General features: G+C 69.2%; 22 protein-coding genes. 16 read left to right on the plus strand and 6 right to left on the minus strand.

Annotated features, from left to right (window positions below; all coding sequences use genetic code 11):
* The first annotated feature begins 30 nt into the window (after positions 1-30).
* The 6 genes from FJ694_RS23520 to FJ694_RS23545 all read left to right on the plus strand — a co-directional run bounded on the left by FJ694_RS23520 (position 31) and on the right by FJ694_RS23545 (position 4625).
* A complete protein-coding gene (locus FJ694_RS23520; RefSeq protein ID WP_157269761.1) occupies positions 31-828 on the plus strand; it encodes a hypothetical protein in 798 nt (265 codons plus the stop codon).
* A complete protein-coding gene (locus FJ694_RS23525; RefSeq protein ID WP_198320958.1) occupies positions 825-1379 on the plus strand; it encodes an HNH endonuclease in 555 nt (184 codons plus the stop codon). Before FJ694_RS23520 ends, FJ694_RS23525 begins: the two co-directional genes overlap by 4 nt.
* A 64-nt stretch (positions 1380-1443) precedes the next feature.
* Positions 1444-2523, plus strand: coding sequence for a purine-nucleoside phosphorylase (locus FJ694_RS23530; protein ID WP_157269762.1), 1080 nt, complete (start codon positions 1444-1446; stop codon positions 2521-2523).
* 260 nt (positions 2524-2783) lie between these two features.
* A complete protein-coding gene (locus tag FJ694_RS23535) occupies positions 2784-2984 on the plus strand; it encodes a hypothetical protein (protein WP_157269763.1) in 201 nt (66 codons plus the stop codon).
* Between the two features lie 190 nt (positions 2985-3174).
* Positions 3175-3732 (plus strand): hypothetical protein, encoded by a 558-nt coding sequence (locus FJ694_RS23540; protein ID WP_232540195.1) that lies wholly within the window; start codon positions 3175-3177, stop codon positions 3730-3732.
* Between the two features lie 8 nt (positions 3733-3740).
* The gene (locus FJ694_RS23545; RefSeq protein ID WP_157269764.1) at positions 3741-4625 is read left to right on the plus strand and encodes a S1/P1 nuclease; all 885 of its coding nucleotides are present in this window, start codon (positions 3741-3743) and stop codon (positions 4623-4625) included.
* Positions 4626-4712: 87 nt separating this feature from the next.
* Here the strand turns inward: FJ694_RS23545 and FJ694_RS23550 are convergent, their stop codons facing one another.
* The gene (locus FJ694_RS23550) at positions 4713-5420 is read right to left on the minus strand and encodes a pseudouridine synthase (RefSeq protein ID WP_157269765.1); all 708 of its coding nucleotides are present in this window, start codon (positions 5418-5420) and stop codon (positions 4713-4715) included.
* Positions 5421-5553: 133 nt separating this feature from the next.
* On the opposite strand from FJ694_RS23550, the gene FJ694_RS23555 reads away from it, so the two are divergent.
* The 5 genes from FJ694_RS23555 to FJ694_RS23575 all read left to right on the plus strand — a co-directional run bounded on the left by FJ694_RS23555 (position 5554) and on the right by FJ694_RS23575 (position 9548).
* Positions 5554-6264, plus strand: a complete 711-nt coding sequence (locus FJ694_RS23555; RefSeq protein ID WP_157269766.1) for an ABC transporter permease — start codon at positions 5554-5556, stop codon at positions 6262-6264.
* An 8-nt stretch (positions 6265-6272) separates the two neighbouring features.
* Complete coding sequence (locus FJ694_RS23560) at positions 6273-7034, plus strand: ABC transporter ATP-binding protein (protein WP_375140252.1); 762 nt, start codon at positions 6273-6275, stop codon at positions 7032-7034.
* Positions 7025-7876: an ABC transporter substrate-binding protein gene (locus tag FJ694_RS23565; RefSeq protein WP_157269767.1), complete on the plus strand. Its 852-nt coding sequence runs from the start codon at positions 7025-7027 to the stop codon at positions 7874-7876. The genes FJ694_RS23560 and FJ694_RS23565 overlap by 10 nt, the downstream gene beginning before the upstream one ends.
* A 297-nt stretch (positions 7877-8173) precedes the next feature.
* Complete coding sequence (locus FJ694_RS23570) at positions 8174-9211, plus strand: extracellular catalytic domain type 2 short-chain-length polyhydroxyalkanoate depolymerase (RefSeq protein WP_157269768.1); 1038 nt, start codon at positions 8174-8176, stop codon at positions 9209-9211.
* Positions 9212-9215: 4 nt separating this feature from the next.
* A complete protein-coding gene (locus FJ694_RS23575; RefSeq protein WP_157269769.1) occupies positions 9216-9548 on the plus strand; it encodes a cupin domain-containing protein in 333 nt (110 codons plus the stop codon).
* A 13-nt stretch (positions 9549-9561) separates the two neighbouring features.
* Here the strand turns inward: FJ694_RS23575 and FJ694_RS23580 are convergent, their stop codons facing one another.
* Entirely contained in the window at positions 9562-10680 is a 1119-nt protein-coding gene (locus FJ694_RS23580; protein WP_157269770.1) for a substrate-binding domain-containing protein, read from the minus strand.
* Between the two features lie 134 nt (positions 10681-10814).
* On the opposite strand from FJ694_RS23580, the gene FJ694_RS23585 reads away from it, so the two are divergent.
* From FJ694_RS23585 to FJ694_RS23605, 5 genes are all read left to right on the plus strand, one after another.
* Positions 10815-13049, plus strand: coding sequence for a TonB-dependent receptor family protein (locus FJ694_RS23585; RefSeq protein WP_232540196.1), 2235 nt, complete (start codon positions 10815-10817; stop codon positions 13047-13049).
* Positions 13050-13176: 127 nt separating this feature from the next.
* Positions 13177-13986 (plus strand): quinoprotein dehydrogenase-associated SoxYZ-like carrier, encoded by an 810-nt coding sequence (locus FJ694_RS23590; RefSeq protein WP_157269771.1) that lies wholly within the window; start codon positions 13177-13179, stop codon positions 13984-13986.
* 167 nt (positions 13987-14153) lie between these two features.
* Positions 14154-15188: a quinoprotein relay system zinc metallohydrolase 1 gene (locus FJ694_RS23595; RefSeq protein ID WP_157269772.1), complete on the plus strand. Its 1035-nt coding sequence runs from the start codon at positions 14154-14156 to the stop codon at positions 15186-15188.
* Between the two features lie 143 nt (positions 15189-15331).
* Positions 15332-17071: a PQQ-dependent methanol/ethanol family dehydrogenase gene (locus FJ694_RS23600; RefSeq protein ID WP_157269773.1), complete on the plus strand. Its 1740-nt coding sequence runs from the start codon at positions 15332-15334 to the stop codon at positions 17069-17071.
* A gap of 42 nt (positions 17072-17113) precedes the next feature.
* Positions 17114-17872 carry a hypothetical protein gene (locus FJ694_RS23605; RefSeq protein ID WP_157269774.1) on the plus strand — a complete coding sequence of 253 codons (759 nt, stop codon included), beginning with the start codon at positions 17114-17116 and terminating at the stop codon, positions 17870-17872.
* A gap of 10 nt (positions 17873-17882) precedes the next feature.
* On the opposite strand, the gene FJ694_RS23610 is transcribed toward FJ694_RS23605, so the two are convergent.
* Genes FJ694_RS23610 through FJ694_RS23625 form a run of 4 tightly spaced genes read right to left on the minus strand, consistent with a single transcriptional unit; the run spans position 17883 to position 20702 of the window.
* Positions 17883-18890 (minus strand): tripartite tricarboxylate transporter substrate binding protein, encoded by a 1008-nt coding sequence (locus FJ694_RS23610; RefSeq protein WP_157269793.1) that lies wholly within the window; start codon positions 18888-18890, stop codon positions 17883-17885.
* Positions 18887-19606, minus strand: coding sequence for a hypothetical protein (locus tag FJ694_RS23615; protein ID WP_157269775.1), 720 nt, complete (start codon positions 19604-19606; stop codon positions 18887-18889). Before FJ694_RS23615 ends, FJ694_RS23610 begins: the two co-directional genes overlap by 4 nt.
* Positions 19606-20100, minus strand: a complete 495-nt coding sequence (locus FJ694_RS23620) for a hypothetical protein (RefSeq protein ID WP_157269776.1) — start codon at positions 20098-20100, stop codon at positions 19606-19608. The genes FJ694_RS23615 and FJ694_RS23620 overlap by 1 nt, the downstream gene beginning before the upstream one ends.
* A complete protein-coding gene (locus FJ694_RS23625; RefSeq protein WP_157269777.1) occupies positions 20097-20702 on the minus strand; it encodes a DUF2135 domain-containing protein in 606 nt (201 codons plus the stop codon). Before FJ694_RS23625 ends, FJ694_RS23620 begins: the two co-directional genes overlap by 4 nt.
* Positions 20703-20707: the final 5 nt, after the last annotated feature.

The following is a 20707-nucleotide window of genomic DNA, read 5'->3' on the forward strand; positions in this document are numbered from 1 at the left end:
GTGTTTTAACAATTGAAGAGGACTGGTGTTATGGAGCTCAAACATAAAGGCGTTTCAGAAAATCTTTCGCGAGCGCTTCTTGTGGTGTTAATTGGGTTGGGATTGCTTGGGGGTTGCAGCAGTATTGATAAAACCAATCAAGCTGTGAGTCAACTTGGGGCTTCGTTATATGCCCCGCGTCATTACATGGATGAAAATTATTCTATGCGTTTGTCAGGGTTAGAGAGAGGTAGCGCTATAGATTCAAAGGGAAGAGAGTTTCTTTCTGATTATCTGAATAAAATCAACTATGACTACGCAATGTACGTAACCAATCTAACTAGTGGAAAAGCTAGTTTAAATGTTACATATGATAGTACGAACCTTGGTCTAACTGGGGCTGCTGCTGTTGTTACGCCAGTTGCCACAAAAACTGCATTTGCTGCTCTTAGTACATTTTTTCAGGGGCAAAAACAGTCTATCGACAAGAATATTTTCGACGATAAAGCGGTGTTTGCTTTAACATCAATTATGGAAATACGTCGCACTGAGGTTTTGGGGAAGATTAGAAGAAGTCTTTTAAATAAGGAATATACGCTTGGAGATGCCTTGCTCGACTTGGACGAGTATTACAGATCTGGTACTTTGCAAACGGCTTTGCAGGCGTCTTTCTTGAATCAACAGCGCTTGGATTCTGGACAGCCAACATCCGCCGCGCCTGCCGCGTCAGCTGCCTCCGGTACTGCTGGAGCACCATCTAGTGTTACTCCTAGATCGGATAATAAATTTAATGCTCCATATATTCTTCCTTCGCCGGCCTATCCTTCTTCGACGAACCCATTTCGGTGAAGGCTTTTGATTCTTCAAGTTTCGATATTCTGGCGATGGTTTGTGCTGCCGTATTTCAATACTTAAGCAAATACGGCCCGTGCATTCCAAAATCCGTTCCAAGCTTTAAAAAGCTTAATGCTGGAGCCATGAATGCTGGCCCGCTCGCCGACGACGAACGCTTGAAAACGATCCTGCCGCAAGCCTGCTGCTATTGCAGCAGCACGGAACGGCTTTCCATCGACCACTTGATTCCCAGGGAAAAAGGCGGGGCCGACACTGGCGATAATATCGTCTGGGCCTGCCGCTCATGCAACAGTTCCAAGGGTGCCCGAGACGCTCTGGAATGGCTAAGCAGTCGAGACCAATTTCCGCCGCTGTTGCGTCTGCGACGCTATCTCAAAATCGCCATCGACATCAGCAAGGAGCAAGGCGTCATGGACACACTGCTGACCGAAGCGCCGCCATTACCGTTTTCACTGTCCGCCATCCCGCAAACATTCCCCGCCCCGGATCAACTTCGTTTGTGGATCACGCCACTCCCGGCGACCAACCAGTCGGCCAAAGCTTGACACATCGCCCGTCTTGAAGAATAAAGAAGCGGTTGATTTCTCCAAGCCGCCGGAAATATTGCCAATGAATTCCAGAACCGCATCTGTTGGGGCGACAGTGTCCATTCTGGCGATCCTGTCCGCCTGCACTGCCGTCCCCCTGCAACCCTCCACCCCGCCCGAACCCTCAGCTCCCACCGCCAAGCCACCAGTTTCCCAAGCCCGCCCCGTCAAAGTCTTGCTCATCACCCTCTACGGCCCCGAAGCCCAAGCCTGGCAGCCGAAATTGCGCTGGACCCAGACCTATAAAATCCCGGGCCTGTCCACCAATTTCCCCGCCATCCAGTGCACCGACGACGACATCTGCCTGATGACCACCGACATGGGCCATGCCAATGCGGCGGCATCCATGATGGCGGTGGCGTTCAGCCCTCAGTTTGATTTGTCGAAATCGTATTTCATCGTCACCGGCGTCGGCGGCATGAATCCGAACGTGGGCACGGTTGGCGCGGCGACCTGGGCGCGCTACGTGGTGAGTTTCGGGCTGGCGCACGAGTTCGACGCGCGCGAGAAGCCGGCGAGCTGGGACACCGGCTATTTCGGCATCAAGTCGCCGGACCCGGACACGAAACCCCCGCTGCGCTACGGCAATGAGGTGTTCCAAGTGGACGAGGCGTTGTTGCAGAAAGCCTTGTCGCTGTCGCGCGGTGCCATTTTGGTCGACACGGCGGAGGCGAAACTGTACCGGGCCAAATATCCGCAGGCCGCGGCGCGTGCGGAACCCTCGGTGATCCAGTGCGACACCGCCAGTGGCGATACCTACTGGCACGGGGAAATGCTCGGCAATCGAGCTGCTAAATGGGTTTCGCTGCTGACCGACGGGCAGGGAAACTATTGCACCACGCAGCAGGAGGACAACGCGGTGTTCGAGGCGCTGAAACGCGGCGCGAATGCCGGCCGGCTGGAGCTGAAGCGCGTGGCCGTCATGCGCACCGGCTCGAATTTCGACCGGCAGGCGCCAGGGCAGTCGGCGCTGGATTCGCTCAATACCAAGTCGGGCGGATATCCGGCGGCCACCGCCAATCTTTACAACGCGGCCTGGCCAGTGGTGCGGGATATTGTCGCCAACTGGGGGCAGTGGCGGGTGGGGGTGCCGGGGAATTGATTGACAATAGCCCGTTCAATAATGAAACAAGAGTCGTCATTCCGGCGAAAGCCGGAATCCACGCGCACTGTTGCGGTGGCGGGACGACCTTGGCATGTGCATGCACCGGCCAACGAAGCATTGCAGCATTCGTGGATTCCGGCTTTCGCCGGAATGACGACTGAGAAGGCGGGCGCCCGTGTTACCGGGATGCCGGTCGGTTCCAGGTTTTCTTGTCCAGCAGCACGGCAACACTGATTTGAAGGAAGCCTTCCAACAGCATGAAAAACCTGTTCCTCCTTGTCCTCGCCTCCCTGGCCCTGTCCGCCTGCGCCGGACTCTACGAAACCGGCCAGCAATACAGCCGCGCGCAATGCCAGAAGGCTTCGTCCCCAACCTCCTCGGACTGCGCGCGGCGCGATGGGACGAGTTATGAGGATTACCAGAAGGAGCGGGAGAAGGCGCGGGGTGGGGCGCAGTAAGCGGGTTTCTTCTGGTCGTGGCTTTTTCCTTCGCCGTCCAGGGGCTGTGGATGCGCCGCCCCCGGATGTAAGTCCCGCCCAGCCCGCCCCTTGATCGGTGAAAGACTGCACCGGCCGGCCCCGCCCGGCACGCTCGCCCGTGCGGCGCAGTTTCAGGCCGTATGGATTCCACCTCCATGCCACCGAACCGATGAAATCCATCCTTCTTCTTGCCGTGGCTGCCCTGCTGGCCGGTTGCGCCTCCACCCGGCCGGCGCCGGACGCCACCGCCGACACCCCGCCCGACGCGCCGCCGCCCAAGGCCGTCCAGGAGATGGGCCAGGCCCTCACCACGCCGCTGTCGGACCTGAATCTCATGAAGGTAAAAATTCCGCCGCTGCTGGCCGAGGCGCGCAAGGCGCCGTACCGGTTGCCCGACAGCCCGGTCTGCGCCGAGGTCACCGCCGAGGTCGAGCAACTCGACGCCGTGCTGGAGCCCGATTTCGACGCCACGCCGGAGCAGCGCAAGTCTTCTGCCCTGGAGCGCGGCGCCGGCATGGCGGGCAAGGCGGCGGTCGGCGCGGTGCGCAGCGCCGCGGCGGACGTGATCCCGTTCCGCGGCTGGGTGCGCAAGCTCACTGGCGCCGAGCGCCACGCCCGCGAGGTCGATGCCGCCATCGCCGCCGGCAACGCCCGCCGCGCCTATCTCAAGGGTTACACCCGCGGCGGCCGCTGCGACACGGCGCTGGTGACGACGGCGCGGCCCTGAGCCGAGACATGAGCCGCCTCCCCGCCTTGCGCCTGAGCCAGGTCCTGCCGCTGCCGCTGCTCGCCGCCGCCGGCGCGGCCTTCGCCTGGGGCGACGACGGGCACTCGGCCGTCGCCGAGATCGCCCAGCACCGCCTCTCGCGCGCCGCCGCGGCGCGCGTGGCCGAGGTGCTCGGCCCGGGCCGCTCCCTGGCCTCGGTGGCGAGCTGGCCCGACGACCACCGCGCCCGGCTGCCCGGCACCGGGCCGTGGCACTACGTGAACATCCCGTCCCAGGCGGGCAGCTACGAGCCGGCGCGCGACTGCGGCAAGCCCGAGGCGCCCGACGCCTGCGCCGTGGCGCAGCTGCAGCGGCTGCGCCGGGACCTGCGCTGCGCGCCCACGCCCCAGGCGCGGCGCGAGGCGCTGATCTGGACCGTGCACCTCGTCGGCGACCTGCACCAGCCGCTGCACGCCTACGGCGACGCCCGCGGCGGCAACGACATCCCCGTGACGCTGCAGGCGCGCGGCCCGCTGTGCGGGGATCGCTGCAAGCCGCAGCCGCAGCCGCAGCCCATGAGCCTGCACGCCGCCTGGGACTTCGGGCTGCTCGGGAAACTCGCGCCCAGCTGGGGCGCGCTGGTGGCGCAGGTGGAGGAGGGCTTCCTGTCCTCGCCCGAAGGCCGCGCGGCGCAGGCCGGCATGGGCGCCGGCGCGGTGCTGGACCCGGTCGCCTGGGCCAATGCCAGCCACGCGCTGGGCGGGCGCTTCTGGCGCCCGGCCGACGCCGTGCTCGACGACGCCTACCTGGAAGGCGCCGCGCCGGTGCTGATGCAGCAGCTCGGCCTGGCCGGGGTGCGGCTGGCGGGCATGCTGAACCAGGCCTATGCGTCGCGGGCCTGTCCGAGGCGGTAGCTGTCCCGGGCGCCCGGGCGTGGCCTCATTCCAATCCAGCTCGCGGCTAAATGATTGTTTGCGCAAGCTCCGGCCGACTGCCCGGTATCAAGCCGTTTTCAACCCCAGCGCCGCCCGCTCCGGCGCCTCCACCCAGCGCCATTTCCCCGGCGCCAGCCCCTCCAGCGTGAGCGAGCCCATGGCGCTGCGATGCAGCGCCTCCACCCGGTTGCTCACCGCGGCGCCCATGCGCTTGACCTGGTGGTACTTGCCTTCGGTCAGCGTCAGGCGCAGGGAGCGCTCGCCGGTAGCCTCGCAGGCCGCGGCGCGCACGGGGGCCGGGTCGTCGTCCAGCACCACGCCGGCCAGCAGCCGCTGCACCTGCTGCTCGTCCACCGGGTGCTTCATCGTCACCTCGTAAACCTTGGGCACGTGGTGCTTCGGGGAGGTGAGCTTGTGCAGCAGCGTCCCGTCGTCGGTGAGCAATAGAAAACCCGTGGTGTCCTCGTCGAGCCGGCCCACCGGCTGCACGCCGCGGTTGCGCAGCGGCGTGGGCAGCAGGCTCATCACGCTGGGGTGGTGCCTGGGCTTCATCGAGCACTCGTAGCCGGCGGGCTTGTGCAGCAGCACCAGCGCCTTGTCGAAGAAGCGCCAGGGCTCGCCGCGCACGGTGAAGACGAGCCCCTCGGTCGGGAAGTCGGCGTCCGGGTCGTCCACCACCTGGCCGTCCACGGTGACCAGTTCGGAATGGATCAGCCCCGCGCACTCGCGCCGCGTGCCGAAGCCCTGGGAAAAAAGGATCTGTGCCAGTCGCATGCGCGGCACTGTAGCCGCCGCGACTTATGCACGAGGCGGCATATCGCCCGCTTCTGACCGTTCCCGGACAATCCCGCCCGCGCAGTTGCCCCCGGAGCGCCGCGGCGCGCGCAATCCCCCAGACGCAGTCCCCATGAACGGTTTCACCGAATCCCTGCAGGCCGCCGCCGCGCTCATCGGCCAGGCCGACCCGAAGCTCTGGCACGTGGTGCTGCTGTCCCTGGCGGTCAGCGGCGGCGCCAGCGCGCTCGCGGCGGTGTTCGGCCTCGCCGGCGGCGCTTGGCTGGCGGTGAGCCGCTTCCCCGGACAGCGCGCCGTGCTGCTGCTGCTCAACACGCTGCTGGCGCTGCCGCCGGTGGTGGTTGGCCTCACGGTGTACCTGCTGCTGTCGCGCTCCGGGCCGCTGGGCAGCTACGGGCTGCTGTTCACGCCCGGCGCGATGGTGATCGCGCAGACGCTGCTGGTGCTGCCGCTGGTCATGGCGCTGACGCGCCAGCTCGTGGCCGACGCGCTGCGCGGCAACGGCGAGCAGCTGCGCTCCATGGGCGCCAGCCCCTTCCAGAGCGCGCTGCTGCTGCTGGTGCACGAGCGCGTGGCGCTGCTGACGGTGCTGCTCACGGGCTTCGGCCGCGCCATCAGCGAGGTGGGGGCGGTGATGATCGTGGGCGGCAACATCGACGGCATCACCCGCGTCATGACCACCACCATCGCCCTGGAAACCTCCAAGGGCGACCTGGCCCAGGCGCTGGCCCTGGGGCTGCTGCTGCTGGCGGTGGTGGCGCTGGTCAACCTCTTCATCGCCACGCTGCGCCGCCTGCAGCCCGCCGAAAGCCTCGCCCGGTGAACGCGCCGCTGCACCTGGAACTGCCGCCCGGCGCGCTCGACCCGCTGCGCAGGCGCGAGGAGTCGCCCCTGATCGAGCTTCACGACGCCAGCGTGCGCTTCGCCGAGCACCAGGCGCTGCAGCCGCTGTCGCTGCGCATCCACCCGGGCGAGCGCGTCATGCTTATCGGCCCCAACGGCAGCGGAAAGACCACGCTGCTGCGGCTGCTGCACGGCCAGCTGCGCGTCACCGCCGGCGAGCGCCGCGTGCAACGCGACGCGCAGGGCCGCGAGCCGCGCCAGGCGATGCTGTTCCAGCGCCCATTCCTGCTGCGGCTGTCGGTGTGGCGCAACCTGCTGCTGGCGCTGTGGCTCGCGGGCGTGCCGCGCCGCGAGCGCGCCGGGCGTGCCGAGCAGGCGCTGCGCCGCGTGGGCCTGCAGGAGCACCGTGACCGCCCGGCACGCGTGCTCTCGGGCGGCCAACAGCAGCGCCTGGCGCTCGCGCGCGCGTGGGCGGTGCACCCGCAGGTGCTGTTCCTGGACGAGCCCACGGCCAGCCTGGACCCGGCGGCCAAGCGCGAGGTCGAGGCGCTGGTGCTGGACTTCGCCGCCGAAGGCATGACGGTGGTGATGAGCACCCACAACCTGGGCCAGGCCAAGCGCATGGCCACGCGCGTGATCTACCTGGAGGACGGCCGCCTGGTGGTGGACCGCCCCGTCGCGAACTTCTTCAACGATCCGCTGCCGCAGGAGGCAGCCCTGTTCCTGAAAGGCGAACTGCCATGGCATTGACGAGCAACCACCCGCCTTTGCGCCGCCGGCTGCTCGCCGCCGTTGCCGGCGCCACGCTGGCGCTGGCCGCCGGCGCGGCGCAGGCGCAGCAGGCCCCGTTCATCGTGATGGCCTCGACCACCTCCACCGAGCAGTCGGGCCTGTTCGCGCACCTGCTGCCGGCCTTCACCAAGGCCACCGGCATCGAGGTGCGCGTGGTGGCGCAGGGCACGGGCCAGGCGCTGGACTCGGCGCGCCGCGGCGACGCCGACATCGTGTTCGTGCACGACCAGCCGGCCGAGGAGAAATTCGTGGCCGAGGGCTTCGGCCTGAAGCGCCAGCCGGTCATGGTCAACGATTTCATCCTGGTCGGCCCGAAGAACGATCCGGCCGGCACGAAGGGCAAGGACGTGGCGGCAGCCCTGGGCAAGGTGGCCACCGCGGGCGCGCCCTTCATCTCGCGCGGCGACAAGAGCGGCACGCACGCGGCCGAGCTGCGCTTCTGGAAGCTCGCGGGCGTGGATGTGGCCGCAACCAAGCCGGGCGGGTACAGGGAATGCGGCTGCGGCATGGGCCCGGCGCTCAACATCGCCGCCTCCAGCGGCGCCTACGTGCTTACCGACCGCGGCACCTGGCTGAACTTCAGGAACCGCGGCGACATGGGCGTGCTGGTCGAGGGCGACCGGCGGCTGTTCAACCAGTACGGCGTGATCGTGGTGAACCCGGCCAGGCACGCGCACGTGAAGGTGAAGGAGGCGCAGCGCTTCGCCGACTGGGTGGTGTCGCCGGCGGGGCAGTCCACCATCGCGGCCTACAGGATCAACGGCGAGCGGCTGTTCTTCCCGAACGCGAACGGGCAGTGACGGGCTGAGCCGGCCCTCCCGGGCCGCGGGGCCCGGGAGGAGGGCATGGCGCGGGGCGGGGCAGCCGGCAGGCGGCCGCCGCCCTGTGCGCCTTGCAGGCACGCCTCGCAGCCCGGCCGCCGCCACTGTTGCGTCAAAGCCATAGCCATTGCGCATGGTTTGCTGCGCCGCACAAAAGTCAGTTTCTTTCCATTACATTTTTCGCGCAGGCGCAGTACCGCCCAAGCCCCATGCCGTTCCGGCGCGGGGGATCACGACCAGGGCGGTAGTCCTGCGATCGAAATCCTTGGGGGAAACATGAAGCTGATGCATTCCTTGCTGGCTGCGGCCGGCGCAGCGGTACTGGCGCAAGGCGCCCTGGCGGCGGACAAGCTGCCGGCGTTCAACGTGGACCTGGCCGAGACCTCGGTGTCCGGCCTGTCGTCGGGTGCCTTCATGGCGGTGCAGCTGCAGGTCGCGCACTCGGCCAGCATCAAGGGCGCAGGCGTGGTGGCGGGCGGACCGTACTACTGCGCGGCGGACAACATGATGTTCACCGCCATCTGCATGGGCCAGGTCCCGTTCGTCACGCCCAATGCCGCGCTGATGGTGACGGCCGCGAAGAACTTCGCCTCGCAGCGCAAGATCGACAGCCTCTCCAACCTGGCCGGCCGCCGTGTCTATGTGTTCAGCGGCTTCGACGACACGGTGGTGAAGCAGCCGGCGGTGGACGCCACGGTGAGCTTCTTCACGCAGGCGGGCGTCTCCGGCGCCAACCTGAAGTACGTCAACACCGTGCCGGCCGGCCATGCCGTGATCACGCCGGGCTTCGGCAACGCCTGCAGCGCCAACGCTTCGCCCTACATCAGCCACTGCACCGTCGACGGCAGCGGCTACGACCAGGCCGGCGAGTTGCTCAAGCACATCTACGGCAACCTCAAGGACAAGGCCGCGACGCCTTCGGGACGCATGGTGACCTTCGACCAGCGCAGCTTCGCGCCGGCTTCGACGGCCATGGCCGAGCAGGCCTATCTCTACGTGCCCAAGTCCTGCGAGCAGGGCCAGTCGTGCAAGGTGCACGTGGCCATCCATGGCTGCGTGCAGTCGGCGGAGTCGGTGGGCGACGCCTTCATCAACAACACCGGCTACAACGCATGGGCCGACACCAACAACATGCTGGTGCTGTACCCGCAGGTGAACAAGAGCATCGTGCCGACCAATCCGCAGGGCTGCTGGGACTGGTGGGGCTACACCGGCGTGGACTACGCGGTGAAGTCCGGCGCGCAGATCACGGCGATCATGAAGATGGTCAAGGCACTGAAGGCGCCGGCCGCCGCTGCCGCCAAGGACCTGTGAGCGCATGAGCCCCGGCCGCGCCGGCAACCTCCTCGCGTCGCTGCCGGCGCGGCTCGACGCCGAGCTGTTCGAGACGCTGCTGCAGCGCGGCGGCGTGCGCATCGAGCGCATCGTCTCGCAGGGCCAGTCCTCGCCCGCCGAGGGCTGGTACGACCAGGCCGAGCACGAGTGGGTGCTGGTGCTGCAGGGCGCCGGGCGGCTGGAGTTCGAGGATGGCCGCGTGCTGGCCATGGGCCCGGGCGACTGGGTGGACATCCCGGCGCGGGTGAAACACCGGGTGGCGTGGACCAATCCGGATCAGGCCACGGTGTGGCTGGCGGTGTTCTGGGCGGCATAGCGCGGAAGCCGCATCAGGCCGCCTGCCCCTTCGGCGTCCTGAAATGCCACCACGGCAGCGCCTTGGTCAGCGACAGCACCCGCCCCGCGTCCGGCGCCGCGTAGCCGGGCAGGGCTTGCAGCGCCTGCGGCCACGCCGGGCTCTCCAGCACCGTGCGCAGCGCGCGCACCGGGGCGCTGTCCAGCGCGTCCTTCAGGCACACCAGGAAATAGTCCTCCTCGACCAGCGGGATGAAGTCGAGGTTGAACTCGCACGCCGCGGCCTCGATGCCCGGGCCGACGTCGGCCTGCCCGCCGGCAATCGCGGCGGCCACCGCCAGATGCGAATCCTCGGGCCGCGCCGCATAGCCGTCGATGGACGCCGCATCGACGCCGGCGGCCTGCAGCAGATGGTCCATCAGCAGCCGCGTGGCCGAGCCCGGCTGGCGGTTGACGAAGCGCAGGCCCGAGCCGGGCAGGTCGGTGAGCGACAGCCGCCGCTCGATGGCGCCGGTCGGGCGCAGCATCAGCCCCTGCTGGCGGCGCAGGCAGCCGATCAGCTTGTGCAGGCCGGGCTTGAGCAGCGGCTTCAGCGCGGCGGAGAACACGGGCGAGCCGTCGGGCAGCGCGGGCACGTGGAAACCCGCCACCGTGCAGCGGCCGTGCGCGAGCGCGCGCAGCGCGTCCACGCTGCCGGCGAAGCGCAGGCCCACGTGCAGCTGATGCTGCTGCTGCGCCAGCTCGCGCAGCAGCGGCAGGCCCGGGTCGTGGCTGGCGAAGACCTCCAGCACCAGCTGCGCGCCGTCCAGCGCCTGCGCCAGCACGTGCTCCAGCTCCGCGCGCAGCGCCTCGATGTGCGGCGTCATGCGCGTGCGCGCCTGGCGCTCGGCGGCCAGCAGCCGCTGCGCGAAGGGCGTGAGCCGCGCCGCCTGCCCCTGCGACCACTGCACCAGCGGCTCGCCCATCACCTCTTCCCAGTGCTTGAGCGAGCCCCAGACGTGGCGGTAGGACGCGCCCATGGCCGTGGCGGCGTGGCGGATGGAGCCGTGCTCCTGCAACCGGTTGAGCAGGTCGAACAACGGGTTCTCGACCTCCGGGCCGCGCTGGCCGCGGGACTCGAAGCTGTACTGAAGATGGATGCCGCGCGTCTGCATGATGGCGCGGGATGGTAGCGGGGCGGTTTGCTCCATCCCGGTACAGGCGCAACAGGGGTTTGTGCTCCCTTGGCACGCGCGCCATTCATCGGTCTGATGCCGGGCTGCGATTTTCCGTCCAGCATTTTCCGAACATGAACATCCGAGTTTTCCCGCCGACCCCCCGTTTGAGCAGCTGCGCGCTGGCCTGCGCGGCGGCGCTGTGGTCGATGTCCGCCGTGGCCCAGCAGGGCGTGGGCGCGGGGCAGGGCGAGGTGCCCGCGCCTGATGCCAGCGACGGCGCGCCGGCGCAGGTGGTGGTGACGGGCTCGGTGCGCGAGCGCGCCGCGGCCGAGGTGCCGTATGCCATCGGCATCGTCTCGCGCGAGGAGCTGCGCGCGGCCGGGCCGATGATCAACCTGTCGGAGGCGCTCGCCCGCGTGCCGGGGCTGGTCGTCAACAACCGCAACAACTACGCGCAGGACCTGCAGGTCAGCTCGCGCGGCTTCGGCGCGCGCGCCACCTTCGGCGTGCGCGGGCTGCGCCTGTACAGCGACGGAATTCCCGCCACGATGCCCGACGGGCAGGGGCAGGTGTCGCATTTCGACATCGCCGGCGCCTCGCGCATCGAGGTGCTGCGCGGGCCGTTCTCGGTGCTCTACGGCAACTCCTCGGGCGGCGTGATCGCCCTCTTCAGCGCGCCGGTGCGCGAGCGCCAGGCCGAGGTGGCGCTGGACGTGGGCAGCGACGGGCTGCGCCAGCTGCGCGGCAGCGTGCAGGCGCCGCTGGGCGAGGGTTTCGACTTGCGCGTGAGCGGCTCCACGATGGAGTACGACGGCTTCCGGCCGCAGATGGACGCCGAGCGCCGCACGCTCAACGCGCGGCTGGGCTGGCAGGGCGAGCGCGACCGCGTGGTGGTGCAGGCCAGCTACTGGACGCAGCCGGCGCAGGACCCGCTGGGGCTGACGCGCAACGAGTTCAACGCCAACCCCTACGGCACGACGCAGGGCCGCATCCGCACCACCGACACCGTCACCGTGCCCGTGGCTCAGGCTTTCAACACGCGCAAGGACGCCGAGCAGGCGCAGCTGGGCGCGAGCTGGACGCACCGATTTGCCGAAGGGGCGCTGCGCGACAGCCAGGTGGCGGCCTACACCGGGCGGCGCAGCGTGACGCAGTGGCAGGCCATCGCGCTCAACACCCAGGCCGCCAGCCCGCGCCAGAGCGGCGGCGTGGTGGACTTCGACCGCGACTTCCAGGGCGTGGACGCGCGGCTGCGCTGGGGCTGGGACGACGTGGACCTCCTCACCGGCGTGGCCTTCGAGACCCAGGCCGACGACCGCCGTGGCTTCGAGAACTTCGCCGGTCCGGCCACGGCGCCCACGGCGATCGGCGTCACCGGCAACCTGCGCCGCGACGAGCGCAACCGTGCCACCACGCGCGACGCGTATGCGCAGCTGGACTGGAAGCTCACCTCGGCCGTCACCGCCAGCGCCGGCGTGCGCAGCGGCGAGGTCAAGCTCAGCACCCGCGACCGCTACGTCCGCCCCGGCAACCCCGACGATTCGGGTGACCTGAAGTTCGACTACACCAACCCCGTGCTGGGCCTGCGCTGGCAGGCGCTGCCGGCGCTGCAGCTGCATGCCAGCGTGGCGCGCGGCTTCGAGTCGCCCACGCTCACCGAGCTGGCCTACCAGCCCGGTACCAATGCCGGCGCCGGCTTCAACACCGCGCTGCAGCCGCAGGAGAGCCGCCAGTTCGAGCTCGGTGCCAAGTGGCGCGAGGGCGCCTGGGGCGCGGACGCGGCGCTGTTCCGCGCCAACGTGGACAACGAGATCGGCGTCGCCTCCAACCTCGGCGGCCGTGCCAGCTTCCGCAACGTGGGCCGCACCCGGCGCCAGGGCGCGGAGCTGTCCACCTCCTGGCAGCCGGCCGCGGCCTGGCGCGCGCAGCTGGGCCTGACCTACCTGGACGCGAGCTACCGCGACGGCTTCCTGACCTGCGGCGCGCCGCCGTGCGCCACGCCCACGCTGCCCGTGGCCGCCGGCAACCGCATCGCCGGCACCCAGCGCACCAGCGCCTTCGGCGAGCTGGCCTGGCGCGACGCGGGCCTGGGCGAGTGGGCGCTGGAGGCGCGGGCGCTGGGCCGCACCGCGGTCAACGACGTGAACGACGAGTTCGCGCCAGGCTACGTCGTCACCAACCTGCGCTGGATCAGGAGCTGGCCGCTGGCCGGCGGGCGCAAGGTCGAGCTGCTGGCGCGCGTGGACAACCTCGCCGACAAGACCTATGCCGGCAGCGTGATCGTCAACGAGGGCAACCGCCGCTACTACGAAACCGCCGCCCCGCGCAGCTTCCTGCTGGGCGTGCGGCTGTACGGCGGGTTCTGAGTCCGGCCGCCGCCGCCCGCCGCGCGGTGGCGAGCGTGAACCCGGTCACGCTTTGCTCCAGGCTGTAGCAGCGCCCCGGGTTGCCCCTCACTGTCGGCGGTCGGGGTCAACCCTCACAGTCGCGCCCATGCTGAACAGACGTCATGCGATGGGCAGGCTGCTGGTCGGGCTGGCGGCGCCGCTGGCGGTGCGGGCGCAACCGCGCGCGGGAGCCATGCCAGGCCAGAAGGATCCGCTGGAGTCGATGCAGTGGCCCGACATCCGGCGCGAGTTCCTGGGCAACGCGCCGGTGGTGTTCGACGACCGGGTCAAGGTCGTCGGGCCGGCCTTCGCCGAGGACCCGATGGCGGTGCCGGTGAGCGTGTCGGCGCTGGAGCTGCGCGACGTGGCGCAGATCGCCGTGATCGTCGAGCGCAACCCGATCAGGAAGGTGCTGGACTTCTACCCGCGTCAGGCGCTGCCGGCGCTGAGCTTCCGCTTCAAGCTGGAGCAGGCCAGCCCGGTGCGCGCGGCCGTGAAGACGGCCGACGGCGTCTGGCACGTGGGCGGCACCTTCGTCGAGTCCAGCGGCGGCGGCTGCACGCTGCCCGGCGTCACGCGCAGCGACGGCAGCTGGGCCAGCACGCTGGGCCAGGTCAGCGGCGCGCTGTTCGAGAGCCCGCTCGCGGCCGAGGCCACGCGGCTGCGGCTGCGCGTGATGCACCCGATGGACACGGGACTCGTGGCCGGGGTGCCGGCCTTCTTCATCAACCGCCTGGCCGTGCTCGACGAGGGCGGCGCGGAGCTGCTGGTCTTCAACGGCTACGAGCCGCTGAGCGAGAACCCGGTGCTCAGCTTCGAGCTGCCCGGGCGCGCCAGCGCGTCGCTGCGCGTGCGCGGCAGCGACAACAACGGCAACCGCATCGACGCGGCCATCGGGCGCCGCCTGCTGCCATGACGCCTTTCATTGACGTGGCCGATGGCTGCAATGCCGGCCCACAGATCCGTCATTCCGGCGGAAGCCGGAATCCACGCGCCCCGTTGCGGAGGAACGGCCGGCATGGGCACGTGCCTGCCTTGGCCGGCGGGGCATCGCAGCGCTCGTGGATTCCGGCTTTCGCCGGAATGACGAAACGCTTCATTGGCGAATCGCTGGTCCGGAAAGCCTTCGCCCTGGCCCTGCTCGTCCCCGCCTTCGCCGCCTTCGGCGCGCAGCCCGACCGGGCCACGCTCGACTACAGGCTTGAAGCCCGCGCCCTGGCGCCGGGGGTGTGGGTGGTGGAGGGCGCCAATGCCGACTTCGAGCCGGCCAACGGTTGCAACATCATCAACACCGGCTTCATCGCCACCGGCGCCGGCGTGGTCGTCGTCAACACCGGGCCGTCGCTGAAGTACGGGCAGCAGCTGCGCGCGCTCATCGAGCGCACCACCAACGAGCCGGTGAAGCAGGTGATCCACCTCAACCTGCATCCCGACTACTTCCTGGGCAACCAGGCCTTCGCCGACGTGCCGCGCCTGGCCACGCCCGCCACGCGCGCGGGCATGGCGCGCGAGGCGCAGGCCTACGAGGACAACCTCTTTCGCACTTGCGGCGACTGGATGAAGGGCACGCAGGCGCTGCTGCCCGACACCGACGCCAGGCCCGGCACGCTCAAGGTGGGCCAGCGCGAGTTCGAGCTGCGCGAGTTCCAGGGCCACACCGACAGCGACCTGGTGCTGGTGGACCGCGCCAGCGGCGTCGCCTTCGCCGGCGGCCTCGTGTTCGTGCAGCGCATTCCCACCACGCCGCACGCGAAGCTGCCGCAGTGGCGGCGCAGCCTGGCCGAGCTGCCGGCCGTGCTGCCCCCGAAGCTCACGGCGCTGGTGCCCAGCCACGGCCCGGTGCGCGCCGACACCGCGGGGCTGGACATGACCGCGCGCTACCTGCAGTGGCTCGACGAGCGCTTCACGCGCGGCGCCGCGCAGGGCCTGGAGATGGCCGAGCTGCTGCGCGCGCCGCTGCCCGCGGAGTTCGACGCCTGGGCCGCGCGCGCCACCGAGTACACCCGCAACGTCGTGCACCTGTACCCGCGCTACGAGCAGGCCGCGCTGCCGCCAGCCTGTGACAGCAAGGCGCGCGCGGGCTGTGCGAACCTGGGACAAGTTGCGGAAAAACCCTGACTTCAGGGGGCTATTTCCGCGTCCGAAAACCCCGTTTGGCGCCCGTTCGGGCGGTGGCACGCTCCATGCGTTTGATGTCCCCGCGCAGCGGCCGCCGTTCCCCGGTCGAACACACACGCATCCACTCACGAAGGAGACAGAACATGCGCTTCAAGATGATCACCACCATGGTCGCCCTGGCGATGGGCGCGATGACCGCCCAGGCCGCGGTCACCGACAAGATGATCCTGGACGATGCCAAGACCACCGGCGACGTGCTGTCGTGGGGCATGGGCACGCAGGGCCAGCGTTACTCGCCGCTCAAGCAGATCAACGCCGGCACGATCAACAAGCTCGTGCCCGTGTGGTCCTTCTCCTTCGGCGGCGAGAAGCAGCGCGGCCAGGAATCGCAGCCGGTGATCCACAACGGCATCATGTTCGTGACGGGCTCCTACTCGCGCATCTACGCGCTGGATGCCAAGACCGGCCAGAAGCTGTGGAAGTACGAGCACCGCCTGCCCGAAGGCATCATGCCCTGCTGCGACGTGATCAACCGCGGCGCCGCGCTCTACGACAACCTGGTGATCTTCGCCACGCTCGACGCGCAGCTCGTCGCGCTGGACCAGAAGACCGGCGACGTGGTCTGGAAGGAAAAGATCGACGACTACAAGGCCGGCTACTCCGCTTCGGCCGCGCCGCTGATCGTTGACGGCCTGCTGCTGACCGGCGTGTCCGGCGGCGAGTTCGGCGTGGTGGGTCGCGTCGAGGCGCGCAACGCCAAGACCGGCCAGCTGGTCTGGACCCGTCCGACCGTCGAAGGCCACATGGGCTACAAGTACGACAAGGACGGCAACAAGACCGAGAACGGCGTCTCGGGCACCCCGGGCAAGAGCTGGCCGGGCGACCTGTGGCAGACCGGCGGCTCCGCCACGTGGCTGGGCGGCACCTACGACGCCCGCACCGGCCTGGCCTACTTCGGCACCGGCAACCCCGCCCCGTGGAACTCCAACCTGCGCAAGGGCGACAACCTGTACTCGTGCTCGACGGTCGCGATCGACATCAAGACCGGCCAGATCAAGTGGCACTACCAGAACACGCCCAACGACGGCTGGGACTTCGACGGCGTCAACGAGTTCGTGACCTATGACGACGGCGGCCGCATCCTGGGCGGCAAGGCCGACCGCAACGGCTTCTTCTACGTCAACGACGCGCGCACCGGCGAGCTGGTCAACGCCTTCCCATTCGTCAAGAAGATCACCTGGGCTACCGGCATCGACATGAAGACGGGCCGCCCGAACTTCGTGCCGGAAAACCGCCCGGGCGACCCCACCGCCAGCGCCGACGGCAAGAAGGGCCAGACCGTGTTCGCCGCGCCGGGCTTCCTGGGCGGCAAGAACCAGATGCCGATGGCCTACTCGCCCGAGACGAAGCTGTTCTACGTGCCGGCCAACGAGTGGGGCATGGACATCTGGAACGAGCCCATCACCTACAAGAAGGGCGCGGCCTATCTGGGCGCCGGCTTCACCATCAAGACGCTCAACGAGGACTACATCGGCGCCCTCCGCGCCATCGACCCCAAGACCGGCAAGATCGCCTGGGAGGTCAAGAACAACGCGCCGCTGTGGGGCGGCGTGCTGACCACCGGCGGCAACCTGGTGTGGTGGGGCACGCCCGAGGGCTTCCTGCAGGCCGCCGACGCCAAGACCGGCAAGGTGCTGTGGAAGTTCCAGACCGGCTCCGGCGTCGTGGCGCCCCCGGTCACCTGGGAAGACAAGGGCGAGCAGTACGTGGCCGTGGTTTCCGGCTGGGGCGGCGCCGTGCCGCTGTGGGGCGGCGACGTCGCCAAGCGCGTGAGCTACCTGGAGCAGGGTGGCTCCGTGTGGGTTTTCAAGCTCATGAAGTAATCGACAACCAGCAACCGGGGTGGCCGGGCTAAGCTGTCAGCGATGACACGCATGCCTGGCTTTCAGCCAGGGCTCGCGCTGTGCGCGGCCCTGGCTTTTTGCTTTTCACCCGTGCCGGCGGCGCATGCCGGCGACCGGCCCTACCTCGTGCTGGGCAGCGCCGCCCTGGAGGACGACGCGGCCGCCTGGAGCCTGGGCGGGCGCTGGCTGCGCAGCGGCGCGGCCAACGCGCTGCAGCTCGGCCTGGAGTACGGCTTCACGCGCGCGACCTCGCTGGAGCTGGAGTGGAGCGCCGAGCGCCCCGGCGGCGGCGAGCGCAGCGAGCGCGAGGCCGAGCTGGAGCTCAAGCACGTCTTCAACGACATCGCGCGCGACGGCTTCGGGCTGGGACTGAGCATGTCGCTGGGACTCGACCGCGCGCGGGCGGAAGGTGGCGATGACGATGCGGGCGCAACCGCCGGGCCACGCCGCGCGCGCCGCGGCGCGCTGGTGCAGCTGCTGGGCAGCATGCCGCTGTCGCAGGCGCAGGAGGGGCAGGCGCACGCGAACCTGGGCTGGCAGCGCCGGCCCTTCGGCGGCGGCCAGGGTTTCGTCGCCCTGGGCCTGGAGCGGCCGCTGCAGGGCCGCACCTGGGGCTTCGGCGAAGTGGTTTACCAGCCGGGGCAGCACCTGCTGCACGCCGGCATCCGCCACTGGCTGCGCCGCGACCGGCTGGCGCTGGACGTGAGCGTGCAGCGCCAGCAGGGTGAGGGCGGGTGGAGGAACGGGGTGGTGATCGGGGTGGTAGCGTACGACCTGTAGGGCCCGAGGCTCAGCTCCCCCTCGCCGCCAGCCCCATCCTCTCCACCGCGCGCCGCTCCGCGGCATAGGTCTCGCGCATGCTGCGCCCGTACTCCTCGGGGCCCAGGTAGGCCAGCTCCTGGTCGTACTTGGCCAGCTCGGCCACGTGCTGCGGGTCGTACATCGCCGCCTTGAAGGCGTCGTGCAGCACCGTGACCACCGCCTTGGGCAGGCCGCGCGGGCCGGCCAGGCCGTAGGGCGAAGTGGCCACGATGCCGTGGCCCAGCTCCTTGAGCGTGGGCGCGCTGGGCCAGCGCTTCGTGCGGTGCTCGCCGAAGGTCGCCAGCAGCCGCAGCTGCCCGTTGTCCACGAAGGGGCCGAAGCCGTTGGAGGTCACGCCGGCCATGACCTGGCCGGAGGCCACGGCCAGCATCTGCTGCGACACGCCCTTGAAAGGCACGTGCACCCATGCCGTGTTGCGCCGGCCGAAGAGCTCGTCCATCACCAGGTGCGGCGTGGTGCCGATGCCGTTGGTCGCCACCGTCACCTCGCCCGGGTGCGCCTGCGCCCAGGCGAACAGCTCCTCCAGCGTGCGGAACGGGCTGCCCGCCGGCACCACGATGCCGAAGGTCACGCCGCTGACCTGGATGATCGGCGTGGTGTCGCGGATCGGGTCCCACAGCACCTTCTGCACCCACGGCGCGCGGAACACCGGCTGCGGCAGCTGCGCGATGGTGTAGCCGTCGGGCGCGGCCTGCTGCAGCACCGGCATGGCCAGCGTGCCGCCGGCGCCGCCGCGGTTCTCGATCAGCACCTTCTGCCCCAGGTGGCGCGCGGCCAGCTCGGCCAGCAGCCGCATGGTCAGATCGGTGGCGCCGCCCGCGGCCCAGGGCACCCACAGCGTTACCGCGCGGCTCGGGAAGCGGTCGCCGGGCTGGGCCAGCACGGCCGCGCTGGCCGTGCCGGCCATGGGCGCCAGCAGCGTGCCGGCGATGCGCCGCAGCGCGCCGCGGCGCGCCGTGAGGTCGTTGGGATTCATTGCCATGACAACAGCTCCATGGTCACGGTGCCGCCCAGCAGCATGGGCGAGCCCGCAGCTTCCTCGCGTTTCATCTTCACCAGCCCGACGCCCGGGCAGTACCACTCGGTGGTGACCAGGGGCACGTCCTTCCAGCCCGCCACCGGGTCGGCGAACAGCCGCAAATCGGCCTTGCCCTGCACGCGCAGGCAGCCCTCGAAGCGCCCGGCGCGGGTCTCGACCGCCTCGCCGGTGGCCTCGATCACGTAGTTCATCGGCACCGGCGGCGCGCTGTGGCGCACCTCGGCCGGAAAGCCCTGGCGCCGCGTCAGCAGGTACGTGATGGTCGGCGCCGACCAGGTGGTGCCCACCGCCAGCGGCGCCTTGAGCACGTAGCGCCGGGCCGCGTCGGCTTCAGGCTCGGCCTGCGCCATGGAGCGGCTGGCCACGCGGTACACGCCGCTGTCGTCCATGCGCAGCCAGTAGTCCATGCCCGCGTCGCTGCGGCGCACGTAGGCCTTGCCGTCGGCCAGCGAGTCGTCGGCACCCAGCGTCTCGAAGCGGCGCGTCTCGCGCTCCACGCGCTGGTCCTCCCAGTCGGTGCGCACCTCGTAAGTCCAGCGGTGCCCGGACTCCAGCGGGAACAGCTCGGCGCCCGGCGCCTTCGAGCCGCAGCCGGACAGCAGCAGCAGCGCGCCCGCCAGCGCCGCCGCAATCGGTAGAGGTTGCGAGCGCATCACTTCTCCGGCAGCTGCGGCGCGGGCAGGTCGCGGATGGAGATGCGCTGCTCGTCGCTGCCCGGGCGCAGCCACGACACGCCGCCCTTGCCCGCGCGCGGCTCGGCGGTGCCGACCTGGCTCACGCCCTGGCGCACCTTCTTCATGCCCTCGTCGAGCAGCGCGTGCAGGTCCTTCGCGTAGGGCAGCTTGTAGGCGCGCGGCTGGCGCGCGGGCTTGCCGTTCTCCAGCGCGTTGACCCAGACGTAGAGCGCGCCGGGGTTGCCCTTGTTGGGCTCCTCAATGACGGCGGCCAGCAGCACGAACTTCTCCGGCAGCGGGTCGGCGTTGGGCCAGCCCGCCAGCCCGTGCGCGGTGTCGTCGGCGAAGAAGTAGAAGACGGTCACGCCCACGACCAGCAGGCCCTTGAGCCAGGCCGGCCAGCGCGACCACACCAGCGCCAGCGCGCACAGCAGCACCAGCACCGCCAGGGAAAGGATGAGGGCGAGGGTCATAGCCGTTGCACCAGGGATTTGGGGAGCGTGTTGACGTTGGCGACGTTGCCGTCGGGCAGCACCGTGAAACGGACGGCCGTGGCCTCGTCGCCCTTGCGGGCCAGCGTGACCTGTCCGTAGAACACCACGTCGGCGCGGGGATTGACCTTGATGACGGAGACGGTGACCTCCACCGGCTTGCCGTTCTTGGTCTCGTAGTAGCTGACGTTGACGGTGAACTCGCCCGGCGCGATGCCGCGCAGCGTCACCACCTCCTGGTTCAGCGGGTTCACCACCTGCTTGCCGTTGATGATGACGACGTCGTTGGACAGGCCGCGGTCGTCGCGGTCCAGGTGCATCAGCCCGGCCTCGCGGGCGCGGAACCACACCAGCTCGCCGGCCGGGTCCTGCACCCAGGTGTCGATGTCGTTGGGGTCCATGTCCGGCCAGGACACGTTGATGATGTATTCCGCCTTGGCCGGGATGTCGCCGGCCTTGAGCGCCTTCGGGTTCATCGCCAGCAGCGCCACGATGAAGCAGAAGACGAAGGCGATGAGCATGTTGAACAACATGTCATAGAACGGATCGACCTCCGCCTCGCGGGCCGTGCGGCGCCGGCGCATGGCCG

It is taken from the genome of Azohydromonas aeria, from assembly GCF_009760915.1.
GTDB classification, from domain to species: Bacteria; Pseudomonadota; Gammaproteobacteria; order Burkholderiales; family Burkholderiaceae_C; genus Azohydromonas; species Azohydromonas aeria.

What these genes read in the sequence shown, in the direction of transcription:
- FJ694_RS23520 (WP_157269761.1), top strand. Translation starts at nt 31, where the DNA reads ATGGAGCTCAAACATAAAGGCGTTTCAGAAAATCTTTCGCGAGCGCTT.
- FJ694_RS23530 (WP_157269762.1), top strand. Translation starts at nt 1,444, where the DNA reads ATGAATTCCAGAACCGCATCTGTTGGGGCGACAGTGTCCATTCTGGCG.
- FJ694_RS23535 (WP_157269763.1), top strand. Translation starts at nt 2,784, where the DNA reads ATGAAAAACCTGTTCCTCCTTGTCCTCGCCTCCCTGGCCCTGTCCGCC.
- FJ694_RS23540 (WP_232540195.1), top strand. Translation starts at nt 3,175, where the DNA reads ATGAAATCCATCCTTCTTCTTGCCGTGGCTGCCCTGCTGGCCGGTTGC.
- FJ694_RS23545 (WP_157269764.1), top strand. Translation starts at nt 3,741, where the DNA reads ATGAGCCGCCTCCCCGCCTTGCGCCTGAGCCAGGTCCTGCCGCTGCCG.
- FJ694_RS23550 (WP_157269765.1), bottom strand. Translation starts at nt 5,420, where the DNA reads ATGCGACTGGCACAGATCCTTTTTTCCCAGGGCTTCGGCACGCGGCGC.
- FJ694_RS23555 (WP_157269766.1), top strand. Translation starts at nt 5,554, where the DNA reads ATGAACGGTTTCACCGAATCCCTGCAGGCCGCCGCCGCGCTCATCGGC.
- FJ694_RS23565 (WP_157269767.1), top strand. Translation starts at nt 7,025, where the DNA reads ATGGCATTGACGAGCAACCACCCGCCTTTGCGCCGCCGGCTGCTCGCC.
- FJ694_RS23570 (WP_157269768.1), top strand. Translation starts at nt 8,174, where the DNA reads ATGAAGCTGATGCATTCCTTGCTGGCTGCGGCCGGCGCAGCGGTACTG.
- FJ694_RS23575 (WP_157269769.1), top strand. Translation starts at nt 9,216, where the DNA reads ATGAGCCCCGGCCGCGCCGGCAACCTCCTCGCGTCGCTGCCGGCGCGG.
- FJ694_RS23580 (WP_157269770.1), bottom strand. Translation starts at nt 10,680, where the DNA reads ATGCAGACGCGCGGCATCCATCTTCAGTACAGCTTCGAGTCCCGCGGC.
- FJ694_RS23585 (WP_232540196.1), top strand. Translation starts at nt 10,815, where the DNA reads ATGAACATCCGAGTTTTCCCGCCGACCCCCCGTTTGAGCAGCTGCGCG.
- FJ694_RS23590 (WP_157269771.1), top strand. Translation starts at nt 13,177, where the DNA reads ATGCTGAACAGACGTCATGCGATGGGCAGGCTGCTGGTCGGGCTGGCG.
- FJ694_RS23595 (WP_157269772.1), top strand. Translation starts at nt 14,154, where the DNA reads ATGACGAAACGCTTCATTGGCGAATCGCTGGTCCGGAAAGCCTTCGCC.
- FJ694_RS23600 (WP_157269773.1), top strand. Translation starts at nt 15,332, where the DNA reads ATGCGCTTCAAGATGATCACCACCATGGTCGCCCTGGCGATGGGCGCG.
- FJ694_RS23605 (WP_157269774.1), top strand. Translation starts at nt 17,114, where the DNA reads ATGACACGCATGCCTGGCTTTCAGCCAGGGCTCGCGCTGTGCGCGGCC.
- FJ694_RS23610 (WP_157269793.1), bottom strand. Translation starts at nt 18,890, where the DNA reads ATGAATCCCAACGACCTCACGGCGCGCCGCGGCGCGCTGCGGCGCATC.
- FJ694_RS23615 (WP_157269775.1), bottom strand. Translation starts at nt 19,606, where the DNA reads ATGCGCTCGCAACCTCTACCGATTGCGGCGGCGCTGGCGGGCGCGCTG.
- FJ694_RS23620 (WP_157269776.1), bottom strand. Translation starts at nt 20,100, where the DNA reads ATGACCCTCGCCCTCATCCTTTCCCTGGCGGTGCTGGTGCTGCTGTGC.
- FJ694_RS23625 (WP_157269777.1), bottom strand. Translation starts at nt 20,702, where the DNA reads ATGCGCCGGCGCCGCACGGCCCGCGAGGCGGAGGTCGATCCGTTCTAT.